At 62.7% G+C, this 14,980-nt stretch carries 15 protein-coding genes; 4 read left to right on the forward strand and 11 right to left on the reverse strand.

The features are described 5' to 3' along the window. Window positions 1-20: 20 nt before the first annotated feature. Window positions 21-326, reverse strand: a complete 306-nt coding sequence (locus MHY87_RS09515; protein WP_239351288.1) for a hypothetical protein — start codon at window positions 324-326, stop codon at window positions 21-23. Window positions 327-403: 77 nt separating this feature from the next. Between MHY87_RS09515 and MHY87_RS09520 the strand changes: the two genes are divergently transcribed. Continuing rightward, complete coding sequence (locus MHY87_RS09520; RefSeq protein WP_239351289.1) at window positions 404-919, forward strand: GNAT family N-acetyltransferase; 516 nt, start codon at window positions 404-406, stop codon at window positions 917-919. Here MHY87_RS09520 and MHY87_RS09525 read toward each other — a convergent pair. From MHY87_RS09525 to MHY87_RS09565, 9 genes are all read right to left on the reverse strand, one after another. Continuing rightward, window positions 916-1,350: a GNAT family N-acetyltransferase gene (locus MHY87_RS09525; RefSeq protein WP_239351291.1), complete on the reverse strand. Its 435-nt coding sequence runs from the start codon at window positions 1,348-1,350 to the stop codon at window positions 916-918. The genes MHY87_RS09520 and MHY87_RS09525 overlap by 4 nt on opposite strands. Continuing rightward, complete coding sequence (locus tag MHY87_RS09530) at window positions 1,347-2,585, reverse strand: allantoate amidohydrolase (protein WP_239351293.1); 1,239 nt, start codon at window positions 2,583-2,585, stop codon at window positions 1,347-1,349. The genes MHY87_RS09525 and MHY87_RS09530 overlap by 4 nt, the downstream gene beginning before the upstream one ends. 69 nt (window positions 2,586-2,654) lie before the next feature. Then, the gene (locus MHY87_RS09535; RefSeq protein WP_239351295.1) at window positions 2,655-3,698 is read right to left on the reverse strand and encodes an NAD(P)/FAD-dependent oxidoreductase; all 1,044 of its coding nucleotides are present in this window, start codon (window positions 3,696-3,698) and stop codon (window positions 2,655-2,657) included. Window positions 3,699-3,772: 74 nt separating this feature from the next. Further along, a complete protein-coding gene (locus MHY87_RS09540) occupies window positions 3,773-4,087 on the reverse strand; it encodes a 2Fe-2S iron-sulfur cluster-binding protein (protein WP_239351296.1) in 315 nt (104 codons plus the stop codon). A gap of 131 nt (window positions 4,088-4,218) precedes the next feature. Next, complete coding sequence (locus MHY87_RS09545; protein ID WP_239351297.1) at window positions 4,219-4,935, reverse strand: ABC transporter ATP-binding protein; 717 nt, start codon at window positions 4,933-4,935, stop codon at window positions 4,219-4,221. Then, window positions 4,932-5,708: an ABC transporter ATP-binding protein gene (locus MHY87_RS09550; protein ID WP_239351298.1), complete on the reverse strand. Its 777-nt coding sequence runs from the start codon at window positions 5,706-5,708 to the stop codon at window positions 4,932-4,934. Before MHY87_RS09550 ends, MHY87_RS09545 begins: the two co-directional genes overlap by 4 nt. After that, window positions 5,705-7,552 carry an ABC transporter permease gene (locus MHY87_RS18975; RefSeq protein ID WP_239351299.1) on the reverse strand — a complete coding sequence of 616 codons (1,848 nt, stop codon included), beginning with the start codon at window positions 7,550-7,552 and terminating at the stop codon, window positions 5,705-5,707. Before MHY87_RS18975 ends, MHY87_RS09550 begins: the two co-directional genes overlap by 4 nt. A gap of 3 nt (window positions 7,553-7,555) precedes the next feature. Next, a complete protein-coding gene (locus tag MHY87_RS09560; RefSeq protein ID WP_239351300.1) occupies window positions 7,556-7,984 on the reverse strand; it encodes an endonuclease domain-containing protein in 429 nt (142 codons plus the stop codon). 76 nt (window positions 7,985-8,060) lie between these two features. Beyond that, window positions 8,061-9,266 carry an ABC transporter substrate-binding protein gene (locus tag MHY87_RS09565; RefSeq protein ID WP_239351301.1) on the reverse strand — a complete coding sequence of 402 codons (1,206 nt, stop codon included), beginning with the start codon at window positions 9,264-9,266 and terminating at the stop codon, window positions 8,061-8,063. Window positions 9,267-9,421: 155 nt separating this feature from the next. Between MHY87_RS09565 and MHY87_RS09570 the strand changes: the two genes are divergently transcribed. From MHY87_RS09570 to MHY87_RS09580, 3 genes are all read left to right on the forward strand, one after another. Further along, window positions 9,422-10,615 (forward strand): amidase, encoded by a 1,194-nt coding sequence (locus tag MHY87_RS09570; RefSeq protein ID WP_239351302.1) that lies wholly within the window; start codon window positions 9,422-9,424, stop codon window positions 10,613-10,615. A gap of 76 nt (window positions 10,616-10,691) precedes the next feature. Beyond that, window positions 10,692-11,573, forward strand: coding sequence for an SMP-30/gluconolactonase/LRE family protein (locus tag MHY87_RS09575; RefSeq protein ID WP_239351303.1), 882 nt, complete (start codon window positions 10,692-10,694; stop codon window positions 11,571-11,573). Between the two features lie 4 nt (window positions 11,574-11,577). After that, window positions 11,578-12,588 (forward strand): aldose epimerase family protein, encoded by a 1,011-nt coding sequence (locus MHY87_RS09580; protein ID WP_239351304.1) that lies wholly within the window; start codon window positions 11,578-11,580, stop codon window positions 12,586-12,588. Between the two features lie 310 nt (window positions 12,589-12,898). Here the strand turns inward: MHY87_RS09580 and MHY87_RS09585 are convergent, their stop codons facing one another. Then, window positions 12,899-14,959: a M3 family metallopeptidase gene (locus MHY87_RS09585; RefSeq protein WP_239351306.1), complete on the reverse strand. Its 2,061-nt coding sequence runs from the start codon at window positions 14,957-14,959 to the stop codon at window positions 12,899-12,901. Between the last annotated feature and the right edge of the window lie 21 nt (window positions 14,960-14,980).

The raw sequence follows: 14,980 nt of genomic DNA on the forward strand, positions 1-14,980 counted from the left end.
AAATCAACGTTGCCTTTGAGTTAGCGGCAGCGGCGCACGTTGCGCACAATCACGGTGCCGTTGGGGCGATAGACACGCTCCCGCACCATCCGGCAGTTGCGGGGCCGCGTCTGCCAGGCCGGGACACCGCAGCGGCGGACGGTGCGGTAGACGACGCGTCCATTCGGCTGCACCGTGCGAACGCGCCGCGTCACGCAGGCTACGTTGTCGACGAGGGATGGCGCTTCGATCCTCTGCGGGCTGAAGCGGGCCTGGGCCTCTTGAGCGGAGCTGAAGAAGCCGGCACCGGCGACAATAGCGATGGCAGGGATGATGAAAGCTCGCATAGTCCTATCCTTCGTTATTGGGGACTGACGACAACTTCGATGTCTGGATCATGGTTCCTGAAAAAGGGATGAACCGTATGTTGCCTCGCGTTACGATCAATCGCGTTCAGGCTGAGGATGGTGTCGAGCTGGTTGCCGCCAACCTCGCCAGCATCGCGCTTCACGAACCATGGGTGTCTCCCTGCCGCGATATGGCGAGCTTCCAGGGTTACGTCGCCCGATGCGATGGCGACCGCTCTTTGGGCTTTATCGCCCGCGAGCGCGAGAGCAACAGAATCGTCGGCGTCGTCAACTTAAGCGAGATCGTGCGCGGCTTCTTCCAGAGCACGTATATGGGTTATTACGCGGTGGCCGGAATGAACGGACGCGGCCTGATGGCTGAAGCCGTCGGCCTCGTGGTCACGCATGCCTTCACGGATCTCGGGCTTCATCGCATCGAGGCGAACATCCAACCTGACAACGAGCCTTCACGCGCGCTCGTGAAGCGCCTCGGCTTCCGCCAGGAGGGCTACTCGCCGCGTTACTTGAAGATCAACGGCGAATGGCGCGATCACGAACGCTGGGCTATTCTTGCCGAGGATTGGAAGGCTTAGGCGGCTGCAAGTTTCTTCTGTAGGAAAGTGCGGCTTCCGCCCTTCGGAAAATCTTTCAGCTCACCGAAGCGCTCATAGCCCAGCTTCTCATAAAGGCCCACTGCTTCGGGATTGAGCGTATCGAGCCAGGCGGAATGGCAGCCGCGGTTGACGGCTTCTTCCTCCGCCAGGCCGATCAGGTTGCGCGCAATACCCTGTCCACGCAGACTCTCCGGCACGAAAATCAATTCGATCGTCAGCCATTCCCAACTGGTATGAGCCCATAAGCCGCCGACGATAGTCTTCGAATCGACGGCGCGGATCACCACGGCCAGATCCTCAATATGCAGATCGGGCATAAGCGTGCTGCGGTTGAAATCGGTCAGTCCATTACTGATGATCTGGCGGACGATGTTATGCGGCTTCGCCAGAGGCTCGAGATAGAAATTCACGCAACGATCCTTTTGACAGACTCTAGCAATGCGCGGGCAGCTGTGTCCGCGTCCTCGAGCGTAATCGACTCGGCCGGATTATGACTGATGCCGCCCTTGCAGCGCACGAACAGCATGGCGGAAGGGCAGAGATTGGCCATGGCCACAGCATCATGCCCCGCGCCGGATGCCAAGTGCATCGGCTCGATGCCGATGAACTTCACCGCTTCCTCCAGCTGCGCCACCAGGCCTTTGTCCATGGGTGTCGCGGGCGATTCCATAAAGGGCTCGATGGTGAAGGACACACCGCGCCGCGCCGCCGCGGCTTCGCACTCGGTCACGATGTCCTGCACCATGGCATGGCGCACGGCATCGTCTGGCGAGCGGGCGTCGAGGGTGAAATCGACACGCGCGGGAATGACGTTGATCGCGCCGGGCTGCACCTGCGCCACGCCGACCGTCGCCACCGTATCGGTGCGCGTCGAGCCTGTACGCTCCGCGATGCCGATCATCTCCGCGACAGCGGCCAACGCATCGCGGCGCATATTCATGGGCACGGTGCCCGCATGGCCTGCCTCGCCGATCACATGCGCCCGCGCACGCGTGATGCCGTTGATGGCGGAGACGATACCGACGGGAAGATCGCGCGCTTCGAGCTGCGGCCCTTGCTCGATATGCACTTCGAGATAGCCGCGATAGCGCGCGGGGTCGCGGGCGAGCGCCGCAATGCCGTTCGGATCGCCGCCGAACTGGATCAGCGCATCGCGCACCGAAACGCCGTCCGCATCCCGGCCGTCGAGCCAGTTCGCATCGTATTGGCCGGCCAGCGCATAAGACGTGGAGAGATTGGTGGGGAAGCGCACATTCTCCTCATCCCCAAAGGCAATGATTTCGATGGGGCAGGAAGGAACGATCCCTTCCGCTTTCAGCGCCTCGATGACGACGATGCCGAGCACGACACCGAGATTGCCGTCATAACGACCGGCATCCACCACGCTGTCGATATGGGAGCCGATGAGAAGGGCAGGGGCCGAAGGATCGCGGCCTTCCAGGCGACCGACGACGGAGCCGAGAGCGTCGATATAAGCATCGAGACCCGCATGGCGCATGTATTGCAGCGTCGTGTCGGCAGCGGCGCGATGAGCCGGGGAGAGATAGAGGCGCGTCAGGCGCCCAACGTCGTCCGTGTGCTGGGCAAGATCCTCGATCATTGCCATCACGCGGCGGCCGAGGGGGAGATTGGTCTGGTCGGTCATGGAGATAGAGTTTCAGGAACGGGCCTGCTTCGCAAGGGGCGAGCAGGCCCGGAACCATGAACTCTTGAATCAGGCCGCGACGCCCAGCTTCTTCTGCAGGCTGGAAGAAGACGTCGTGTATTGGAACAGCAGCTTCTTCTCAGGGTAGACGTAGCGGTGGATTTTCTGGGCTGCCAGCGCGCCCTCGTGGAAGCCTGAGAGGATGAGCTTCAGCTTGCCCGGATAGGTGTTGATGTCGCCGATGGCGAAGATGCCGGGAACGTTGGTCTCGAACTTCTCCGTATCGACGGGGATCAGGTTCTCATGAAGGTTCAGGCCCCAATCGGCGATGGGCCCGAGCTTCATGGTGAGGCCGAAGAAGGGCAGCATCACGTCGCAATCGACCGTATGCTCCGAGCCGTCGTCCTTGCGGATCACGGCACCGTGGAGAACGTGGTTGTCGCCCTTGAGGGAGGACACCTGGCCGAGATGCAGGTCCATGTCGCCGGCGGCAACGAGGGAGCGCATCTTCTCAACGGTGTGGGGTGCTGCGCGGAAGGCGTCGCGGCGGTGGAGAAGCGTGAGGCGCTTGGCGATGGGCTGCAGGCTCACGGTCCAGTCGAGGGCGGAATCGCCGCCGCCGACGATGAGGATCTTCTTGTCGCGGAACATCTCCATCTTGCGCACCGCATAGAAGACGCTCGTGCCCTCATAAGCTTCGATATTGTCGATCGGCGGCTTCTTGGGGAGGAAGGAGCCGCCACCAGCGGCGATCACTACCGCCTTGCATTCGAAGACCGTGCCGTTCTCGGAGGTTTTTACGCGGAAGCGCGGCGCCTCGGGCGTGCCGATGGATTCCAGGCTCTCCACCATCTCGTTGAAATGGAAGGTGGGGTGGAACGGATCGATCTGCGCCATCAGGTTGTCGACGAGGCCCTGGCCCGTCACCATCGGAAAGCCCGGAATGTCGTAGATCGGCTTTTCCGGATAGAGTTCGGCGCATTGGCCGCCCACTTTCGGCAGGATGTCGACGAGATGGCATTTGATGTCGAGGAGACCCAGCTCGAACACGGCGAACAGGCCCACGGGCCCGGCACCGATGATGACGACGTCCGTTTCGATATGGTCGGTCATGAACAGGCTCCTTCGAGAGACCGCTTTCGAAAAGCACGGTCTCGGGATCTTGGCAATGCGGCAGGAGAGCGGTTTTAGCCGCCCGTGGGGGCTAATGTAACCTCCAGGCCGTCGAGGTCGGGGGTCCAGATGATCTGGCAGGAGAGGCGGGAATTAGGCTTCGTCACCACCGTGTCGAGCTGGTCCTCTTCCTCGTCGGTTGGCGGATAGAGCTTGTCCAGCCATTCCCCGTCCACGAAGACGTGGCAGGTGGCGCATTCGCAGGCTCCGCCGCACAGGCCCTCGATGGGCAGGCCCCAATCCCGGATGATCTCCATCACCCGCCAGCCCTCGATGGCCTCGAGGGTATGGCGCTGGCCGGCCCGGTCGGTCACATGGATGACGCCCATGAAGCGGGAATTCCTTCGCGTGAAGTCAGGGGAACGGCGCGGGAGCCCGCGCCTTTGGGCTGCATATCGACCTTTCGGCCCGTCGCGTCAATGGTTTACCGGCCCAGTCGGGTCCCGTAAGGCTGAGCCTTTCAGACCCCCAGGGTCTCGGCCCTGAGCCGTTCATCGGCCATCAGCTCGGCCATGGAGCCCTGGAAGCGCATTTCGCCCCGCTCGATCACGATGGCCCGGTCGCTGATGCCTGCGGCAAAGGCCCAGTTCTGCTCGCAGAGCAGCACGGCCACGCCCTCGGCCTTCATGGCCTGGATGGCTTGTGCCATCATCTGCACGATCACGGGGGCGATGCCCTCGGAGGGCTCGTCGAGCAGGATCGCATCCGGATTTCCCATGAGGGTGCGCGCGATGGTGAGCATCTGCTGCTCGCCGCCGGACATCTGGTTGCCGCGCCGCCCGCGCATCTCGGCGAGGTTGGGGAAGAGCTTGAACAACCGCTCCGGCGTCCAGGGAGAGCGGGTGCCGCCCGCGGCCTTGCGGCCCGCCTCAAGATTTTCCTCGACGGTCAGGTCCGTGAAGATGCGCCGGTCCTCGGGCACGTAGCCGAGACCGAGCCGGGCGATCTTGTAGGTGGGAAGCCGTCCGAGAGAATGTCCCTTGAACGTGGCCTTCTGGGCCGTTGCGGGCACAAGGCCCATGATGGCCTTCAAGGTGGTGGTCTTGCCCGCGCCGTTGCGGCCGACCAGCGCCAGAACCTCGCCCGCATGCAGGGCGAAGCTGAGGCCGAAGAGCACCTGGGCGCGGCCGTAGGAAGCGGTGAGATTCCAAATTTCGAGAAGCGGAGGCGTGCTCATGCGGGGCTCAACCCTTTCGGCTTCTCCAGCGCGTGCTCGTCGCCGAGATAGGCGCGGCGCACGTCCTCGTTCCGGCGAACCTCCTCCGGCGAGCCCGTGGCGATGATCCGCCCGCGCACGAGCACGATCACCCGTTCCGCGTGGCCGAACACCACATCCATGTCGTGCTCGGTGAAGAGAACGCCGATGCTCTTCGCATCCGCGATCCGCGCGGTGAGATCCATGAGATCGGCCCTCTCGCGGGCCGCCATGCCGGCGGTGGGCTCGTCCATCAGCAGGAGCTTGGGTTCGCCTGCGAGCGTGATGGCCAGTTCCACGCGCTTCACGTCGCCGTAAGCGAGCGCCGCGCAGGGATGATCCGCCATGTCAGCCATGCCGACCTGCTCCAGCAGGGCCATCGCTTCATCGCGATGGCGCGTGCGCGCGGGGGCCCACAACGCGCCGTTCTCATGGTTGTGGCTGACAAGCGCCATCTGCACATTCTCGGCGACGCTCATGGAGAGGAAAGTCTGCGCCACCTGGAAGGTGCGTCCCACGCCGAGACGGAAACGCTTCTGCGGCGAGGCTGCGGTGATGTTCTGCCCGTCGAGAAGAACGACGCCCTGATCGGGGCGCAGTTGGCCGCCGACCATGTTGAACAATGTCGACTTGCCCGCGCCGTTCGGGCCGATCATGGCGAGCATCTCGCCGCGTTCGAGCAGGAAGCTCACCTCGCGCGCTGCCGCAACACCGCCGAAGGATTTGCTCAAGGACTGAACTGAGAGAAGCGTCATGCCCGCTCCTCCATCCATGCGCGAACACTGCCCACGAGACCGCGCGGGAAGATGAGCACGATGGCGATGATGCTCAAGCCCAGCAGCAATCGCCACAGCGAAGTGAGCGGCATGATCTGATCGCGCAGCACCTGCAGAACGCCTGCGCCCACGAGCGGGCCCGTGACGGTCTGGATGCCGCCGATCAGCAGCATGGTCAGCGCGTCGACGGATGTGGGAATGCCGAGCAGGGTCGGATCGACGGACCCGCGCGAGAACGCATAGAGCCCTCCCGCCAAGCCTGCCGCCGCGCCGGAAAGGGTGAAGGCGAGCCAGCGATGCAGGCGAATGGGGAGGCCGATGGCCTCCGCTCGCGCCTCGGAATCGCGCGCGGCGCGCAGCGCATAGCCGAAGGGCGCATTGATGATGCGCATCAGCAGGAGCACCGCGGTCACGACGAGCGCGAGCGTGAGGAGATAATAAGAAACCTGCCCGCTGGCCCAGGCGGAAGGCCACACGCCGACAATGCCGTTGTCGCCGCCCGTCACGTCCACCCATTGGAAGGCGACGGCATAGATGATCTGCGCCGCCGCCAGCGTCATCATGGCGAGATAGATGCCCGACAGCCGCACGACGAAAGCGCCGACGATCAAAGCGCCAATCGCTGCGAGAAGAAGTCCCGCAGGCAGCGCTGCCTCCATCGGCATTGAAAACCACTTCAGGCTCAGCGCCGCGCCGTAAGCGCCCAAACCGAAGAAGGCGGCATGGCCGAAGCTCACGACGCCGCTCACGCCGATGAGAAGCTGGAGGCTGAAGGCGAAGAGCGCGAAGATGAGAATCTCGGTTGCCACCTTCAGCATGTAGGCGTCCTCGAAGAGCGGAAGGCTCGCGAAGGCTCCGATGATTGCGAGCGCGAGCAATCCGGCATAAGGCGAGCGCTTGCTGCTTGTAATACCGATCGCATGCGATCCGCCGATCACTTCGGGGCGTCCGAAGAAACCATAAGGGCGAATGGCAAGAACGACGGCCATGAGCAGGAACACCACGACGAGCGTGCTCTTCGGAAAGATCAGGATGCCGAAGGCCTGCAATTGCCCGATGATGAGCGCCGCTAGGAATGCGCCGGGCACGCTGCCCATTCCGCCGACGACGGTGACGACGAAAGCTTCGGCGATGATCGAGAGATCCATGCCCGCATGAGCCGAGACGCGCGGGATCTGCAATGCGCCGCCCAGGCCCGCAAGGAATGCGCCGAGGAAGAGCGTGCCGGTAAACAGCATCGCCTGATTGACGCCGAGCGCCGCGATCATCTCGCGGTCCTGCGTCGCCGCGCGCACAAGCACGCCGAAGCGCGTCTTGCGCAGCAGAAGCCAGATGAGACCAAGCACGACAGGGCCCGCGGCGATCAGCACGAGTTCGTAGGAGGGAAAGCGCCGTCCGAGAATTTCAACGGGCGCACGAAGCCCCGGCGCGCGCGGTCCGAGAATGTCCTCGGGTCCGAAGATCAGGATCGTGAGATCCTGCACCACGAGCACGATTCCGAAGGTGGCGAGCAGCTGAAAGAGTTCCGGCGCGCCATAGATACGGCGCAGGAGAAGAACCTCGATCAAGATGCCTATGATGCCGACGATGAGCGCGGAGGCGAGAATGCCGGCCCAGAACGTGACAGGGCCGAATTGAAGTTCGAGCAGCCGCGGCACCAGCGTCGCGGCGATGTACGCGCCGATCATGTAGAGCGAACCGTGCGCGAAGTTCACGATCCGCGTGACGCCGAAAACGAGAGTAAGGCCGCAGGCGGCGATGAAGAGCGACGAAGCGCTGGAGAGCCCGTTGAGCGCCTGGATCGCGAGGAAGGAATAATCCACAGCTCACCCTCCCCTTGAGGGGGAGGGTCGGCCGTTAGGCCGGGGTGGGGTGGGAAGCGCGACAACGTCTGAGTCAGGCGAGCCATATAAGGCTGCATGAATGGTATCGAGAACACCGGACATGCCTTCGCTCAGCTCGGCATTCCAAAACCGAATGACGCGATAGCCTTCGCTTTCCAACCATCGTGTACGGCGTTCGTCTTTAACAGCGATATCATCCTGCGAGTGATGGCCGCCATCGAGTTCAATAACGAGACGCGCCTTCAGGCACGCGAAATCCGCAACATACGGGCCAATGGGAACCTGCCGCCGGAAGTGGCTGCCGTAGACGGGGATGTTCTTCAGGGCCCGCCATAAGGCTTGCTCCGGCTCGGTGGCATTCGAGCGAAGCTGTTTTGCTCTTTCACGTCTGAAGCGGTCGATGTTCGCCATGACTGGTTTTCTGTTGTGGTGCCACCCCACCCCGGCCTGCGCCGACCCTCCCCCTCAAGGGGAGGGTGAAGAGGCGTCAATCCTTGCGCACCGCTTTCACTTCGGCTTCCGTCGGCATGAAAGATGTGCCGTCCTGATAGGTCCAATCCGTCATGCCGCCATGGGCGCCTTTCAGCGTCAGCTTGCCGATCCACGCGCCCATGGTCGCCTGGTTGTCGATGCCGCGCATGGTGACGGGGCCGATGACGGTGTCGAACTTCGCATCCTCCAGCGCCTTGATCATCGCATCGGTATCGGCCGAACCAGCGCGCTCGATGGTGTCGCGGATCATGTAGACGACCATGTAGCCGAGAAGCGAGCCGAGGCGCGGCGTGTCGTTGAACTTCGCGCGATAAGCGTCGATGAAGGCTTTGTGCTTGGGGTCGGTGATCTCGTCCCAAGGATAGCCCGTCACGGTCCAGCCTTCCGGCACTTCGTCCTTCAAGGGCAGAAGCCATTCGGGCTCGCCTGTGAGGAGCGAGAGAACCGTCTTCTTCTCGAAGAGGCCGCGCGTGTTGCCTTCACGCACGAACTGCGTGAGATCGGGGCCGAAGAGCACGTTGAAGATGCCGTCGGGCTTCGCCTGTTCGATGGCCGAGACGGTGGCGCCTGCCTCGATCTTGCCGAGCGCCGGATATTGCTCGGCGACGATTTCGGCATCGGGGATCTGTTCTTTCAAAAGACGCTTGAAGGCTCCTGCCGCCGATTGGCCGAATTCGTAATTCGGCGCGACGATCGCCCAGCGCTTCACGCCGGAGGCCTTGGCCTGCTTCATGAGCATGCCGACCTGCATGGAATTGTTGGGGCGAATGCGGAAGGTGTAGCGGTTGCCCTGCGCCATGGTGATGGCGTCGGTGAGCGGCTCGGCGGCGATATAGACGATCTTCTTCTGGTTGGCGTAATCGGCCATGGCCACGCCCACATTCGACAGGAATGAGCCGAACAGCAGGACCGCGCCTTCGCGGGTCACCAGCTCGTCCGCCACGCGCGTGGCATCGCTGGTCGTTCCGCCGTCGTCGCGAGAGACGATCTCGAGCTTGCGGCCGAGAACCCCGCCCTTGGCGTTGATCTCGTCGAGCGCCATCTGCCAGCCGCTGCGATAGGGCACCGTGAAGGCCGCCTGCCTGGCATAGGAGTTCAGCTCGCCGAGCTTGATCGGAGCCTGCTGTGTCTGGGCGGCGGTGCTTGAGAAGGCCAGAGCCAGTCCAAGAGCGAGCCAGCGGGTCATCGAAGCCTTCGTCATGATGCGGTTCCTGTTTCAAGGATCGGCGTGGATGTAGGGCCAATTCCACCCTGAAGGAAGCCCAAACTGCCAAGGTTCACGGATTCATACCTTGCCTAGGCTGAGGAAGGAATGACACATTCTCAGCCCCCGTTCCCTCATCCTTCCGTGGTTCCATGCTCCTCGACGCCGATCCCGCCCGCGCCTTCATGCCTTATCCGGCCGTTGCCGTGCCTCATGCGGAGCGTGGTCCGCTCTCAGGCCTGACCTTTGCCGCCAAGGATCTGTTCGATGTCGCGGGCTATCCCACGAGCGCCGGATCGCCTCACATGCTGGCCATGTCCGGCATTAAGACCCGCACGGCGCCAACCGTGCAGCGGCTCCTCGATGCCGGGGCGCGGCTCATCGGCAAGACGATCACCGATGAACTCGCCTTTTCCATGAGCGGCAAGAACGCCCATTTCGGAACGCCGGTGAACGGAGGCGCGCCGGATCGCATTCCCGGCGGCTCGTCGTCCGGTTCGGCTGCCGCCGTCTCCAACGGGCTCTGCGATTTTGCCCTCGGCACCGATACGGGTGGCTCCGTGCGCGCGCCTGCCAGCCATTGCGGTCTCTTCGGCATCCGCCCGACCCATGGCCGCGTGAGCCTGGAGCTTTGCCACGATCTCGCGCCCTCCTTCGATACCTGCGGATACTTCACCCGCAACGGTGCAGCATTCGTGCGGGTAGGCGAGGTCCTGCTAGGGACGGACAGCAATCCGCTCTCACCCAAGCCCCATGTTCTTCTGGCGAAGGATGCGTTCGGCATTCTGAGTCCGGAGGTAAGGGAAGTCCTGGCGCCCGCGATCCATCAGGTCGAGGCTCTGCTCGGGTCGCCTGAGAATGTGACCGTGGCTACCGAAGGCTTCACTGCCCTCTATTGGACCATGCGCTACATCCAGAGCCGGGAGGCCTGGGGCGTCGATGGGCCGATGATCGAACGCTACCGGCCGCCCCTGGGGCCGGGCGTGGCGGACCGGTTCGCGTTCTCCCGCGAGGTCACCGATTCGCAGGTGACGGAGGCGCAGGTGATTCGCAGCGCCTTCCGGGCCCGGTTCAATGTCCTCCTGGCGCGGGACACGGTGCTCATCCTCCCCACCATGCCGGATGTGGCGCCTCTGCTCTCCGAGAGCGACGATGCCCTCAACGATTACCGCAACAATGCCTTGAACCTGCTCTGCTTGTCGGTGCTCTCCGGCCTGCCGCAGGTGTCGATCCCGCTCGCCTCCCGCCAGGGAGCACCGCTCGGATTGTCCCTCATGGGGCCCGCGGGGTCCGATATGAGCCTGGTCTCCCTCGCGCGCCGGATCGCGGATGGGGCCGTTGCGTGAATTGAACCGTGCGCGCCTCATGCCCGTTACCGGCCAATGAAGGCGCGGCAGGCAGCCTGATGAAAAAGGGGACACCATGACCAATCCAATCGTCCACCCTCAAATGCCGCATGTGGCGGTAGCAAGCGCGTGCCTGCTCGGCGAAGGTCCTGTGTGGGACGAGCGTTCGAACACCGTGTTTTGGGTCGACATCAAGAACCCTGCCGTGTGGCGCTATCATCCGGACACGAACGAGCACACGCGGATCGAGGCGCCCGAGCGCATCGGCTTCATCGCGCTCACCCCCGATCCCGATGTGGTGGTGGCGGGTTTCAAGTCCGGCCTTTCCCACTTCAACCTGAAGTCTGGCTCCGTCGATCCCATCGTCGCACCGGAGAAGGACCTGCCGGGCAACCGCATCAACGATGGTTACGTGGGGCCAGACGGCGCGATCTATTTCGGCACCATGCACGACGACGAGACCGACGAGAGCGGATCGTTCTGGCGCTGGGATGGCAAGGAACTCACACAGTTCCATTCTGGCTTCATCGTCACCAACGGTCCTGCCTTCAGCCATGACGGGCAGATTCTTTATGCGACCGACACCGTGAACGGCACGATCCATGCGTTCGATGTGAATGACGGTCAGGTGGGCGAGCGTCGTCGCTTCGTCCAGTTCGAGAAGGGCTGGGGCCATCCCGACGGCATGGCGGTGGATGCGGAAGGTTATGTGTGGGTCTGTCATTGGGGCGGCTCGCGCATCACGCGCTTCGCGCCGGACGGATCGGTGGAGCGCACCGTGCCAGTACCGACAGCGCAGGTGACGAAATGCGCTTTCGGCGGGCCGGATCTGACGACGCTCTACATCACCACTGCCGCCATCGGACACGATCCGCATGTGGACCCGATGGCAGGACATCTCTTCAAGGTCGATACGGGCGGCATTCGCGGCCTGAAGACCAACCTCTTCCAAGGGTAATGTCATGGCGATCGAGAATTTCGGCTCCGTCGAAGGACAAGACGTTTTTCAGATCACGCTCACCGGCCCCGACGGCGTCGTAATGCGCGTGCTCACTTGGGGCGCGGTGATCCGCGAACTCATCGTGCCGACAGTCAAGGGTCCGCAGGGCGTGCTGCTGGGGCTGAATTCGATTGAGGATTACGTTGCCCACTCGCCCTATTTCGGCGCCATCGTAGGACGGCACGCCAACCGCATCGGCAAGGCGCAGTTCACTCTCAACGGCGAGACCTACAAGCTCAATGCCAATGAGGGCGTGAACCAGCTCCATGGCGGTACAAAAGGTTTCGGCACGCGGATCTGGAGCATCGTCGAACACACAGAATCCGGCGTCACCTTGAGCCTCGTGTCGGAGGACGGCGACATGGGTTATCCCGGCAGGCTCGTCGCCACATGCACCTATACGCTTCTGCCTTCACGCACCCTGCGAGTAGAGCTGACGGCGACAACCGACAAAGCGACGCCGGTCAATCTGACCACGCACGGTTATTTCAACCTCGACGGCAGCGCGGACATTCTGTCTCATCGCCTGATGATCGCGGGCGACTACATTACGCCGACGCATCCCGATCTCATTCCAACCGGTGAGATCCTGCGCGTGGCGGATTCGGCCTACGATTTCACGAGCCCGCGTCCCATCGGCGCGGAGCTGATCAACGACGATACGCTCTACGACACGAATTTTGTGCTGCGCGGCCCGTATGGAGTACTCCGCCAGGCTGTGGTGCTTGAATCGCCGAAGAACGGTATGACCATGGAGCTTTGGACGACTGAGCCCGGCGTCCAGTTCTATGCCGGGCACATGATCGACATCCCTGTTTCAGGCTTGGACGGCATGAAATACGGGCGTCACGCGGGTATGTGCCTGGAGCCGCAACGGTTTCCCGACAGCCCCAATATCGCCCATTTTCCGTCGTCCATTCTCGAGCCGGGGCAGGTTTCAAGGCAGGTCAGCGAATACAGGTTCTCGGGATAGGCGGGAACCTTGCCACAAGTTGGCCGTTTTTCCTGCAAGCGTTGCGTTCCGAAAAAACACCAACACGAAGGGAATGCGCTTTATGCCCGTGCTCGATGCGAAAGCCTTGAAAGTCGATCCTCAGGGAATGGCTTTCCTGAAAAGCGTCTTGCGTCCGTATCCCACCGCTGCCGTGTCTCAGCCTCAAGAAGTAGCCCCGCCGAAGCGTCTGCCGCAGAATGTGCGGATTCACTTTCGCCTGACGAGGCCTTCGAAGCAGCTTCTAACCCATATGGCTTAAAGGCAGGCGCTTGGCGCGCCTGCCCTGCTGTCACGCCGCCAACCCGCGCTTGGCCAGAAGCGCGTCCGCCGTGGGCAAGCGACCGCGGAAAGCGGTGTAGGCTTCCACTGGGTCGCGCAGATTGCCCGCGGAATAGATGAAGCTCTTCAGCTTCTCTGCCATGTTCTTGTTGAAGGCATCGCCCGTCTCTTCGAACGCCACGAAGGCGTCTGCGTCCAGCACCTCCGACCAGAGATAGCTGTAATAGCCTGACGAATAGCCGTCGCCCGAGAACACGTGCAGGAAATGCGGCGTGCGATGGCGCATGATGATCTCACGCGGCATGCCGATCTTCTCCAGCGTCTCCTTCTCGAACGCCGAAACGTCGAGACCCGTCACATCCTTGCGGCGGTGGAGTTCAAGATCGACGAAGGCGGAGGCCAGATATTCCACCGTAGCAAAGCCCTGGTTGAAATTGCGCGCGCCCATGAGGCGTTCGAGCAACTCCTCCGGAATCGGCTCGCCCGTCCTGTAATGGGTCGCGTAGCGGCGCAGGATGTCGGGTTGCGACAGCCAATGTTCGTAAAGCTGCGACGGCAACTCCACGAAGTCCGTCGAGACGGCGGTGCCTGCAAGCAGCGGATATGTCACGTTGGAGAGAAGGCCATGGAGGCCGTGGCCGAATTCGTGGAAGAGCGTGCGCGCATCGTCGAAGCTCAGCAGGGAAGGCTCACCCGGGCTGCCTTTGGCGAAGTTCATCACGTTGACGATGATCGGGCGAATGTCGCCGGTGAGCTTTTCCTGCGAGCGGAAGGCGCTCATCCATGCTCCGCTGCGCTTCGAGGAGCGGGCGAAGTAATCGCCGATGAAAGTGCCGATGTGATGGCCGCCTGCATCCAGCACTTCCCAGGCGCGGATGTCGGGATGATATTTCGGAAAATCCTTCATCTCACGGAAGCTCAGGCCGAAAAGGCGATGCGCCGTCTCGAACGAGGCTTCGATGATCCGGTCGAGCTGGAAATACGGCTTGATCGTTGCTTCATCGAGATTGTGGCGCGCAAGACGCACCTGATCCGAATAGAAGCGCCAGTCCCAAGGCTCGATGACGATGTTGTCGCCCTGTGATTGGGCGAGCGCCTGAAGATCGTCGCGCTCTTCTTGCGCGCGGGCACGGGCGGGCGTCCAGACGTCGTTCAACAGCTTCTGCACCGCATCCGGCGTTTTCGCCATGGTGTCGGAGAGCTTGAAATCAGCGAAGGTTTCGTAGCCCAACAGCTTCGCGCGCTCGACGCGCAAGGCCGCCATCTCGGTGATGATCGCCTTGTTGTCGGTCCCGTCGTTGTTGTCGCCGCGCGAGGCCCAGGCCTTGAAGGCCTGCTCGCGCAGATCGCGGCGCTTGGAGAATTGCAGGAAGGGTTCGATGCTGGAGCGCGACAGGGTGATGACGTATTTGCCTTTCAGGCCGCGCTCTTCCGCGGCCTGCGCCGCTGCTTCGCGCAGGAAGGAGGGAAGGCCTGCAAGATCATCCCCGGATTCCAGCACAAGCTGATAGGACTTTTCGTCGGCCAGCACGTTCTGTGCGAATTGCGTGCCGAGGCTTGCAAGGCGCTCTGTGATGGCCGCAAGCCGCTTCTTCTGTTCCGCTCCGAGTTTCGCGCCCGCGCGCACGAAGATCGTATGGTAGCGGTCGAGAACACGTGCCTGCTCCGCGCTCAGCCCGAGGCTGTCGCGCTTGTCGTAGAGGGCGGCGACGCGCTTGTAGAGCGCCGCGTTCATGAAGATGCTGTTGCGGTGCTTGGCGAGGATGGGCGCCATCTCGCGCTCAGTCGCCTGGATCGCATCGTTGGTGTGCGAGCCCGCAAGGTTGAAGAACACGCCGCCCACGCGCTTCATGGCAGCGCCGCTCTTCTCAAGCGCTTCGATGGTGTTGGCGAAGGTGGGAGCCTCCGTGCTGTCGGCAATCGCCGCGATCTCCGCCTGCTGCTCGGCAAGGGCATGATCGAAGGCCGGCTTGTAATGCTCAGGAAGAACGCTCTCGAACGGCGGAAGGCCGAAAGGCGTGTTCCAGGTCACGAGAAGAGGGTTGCCTGAGAGGGTCGTGCTCGATGCCATTGCCAGCATGCTCCACTGAAC

Source organism: Microvirga sp. ACRRW, from assembly GCF_022346925.1.
Lineage (GTDB): Bacteria > Pseudomonadota > Alphaproteobacteria > Rhizobiales > Beijerinckiaceae > Microvirga.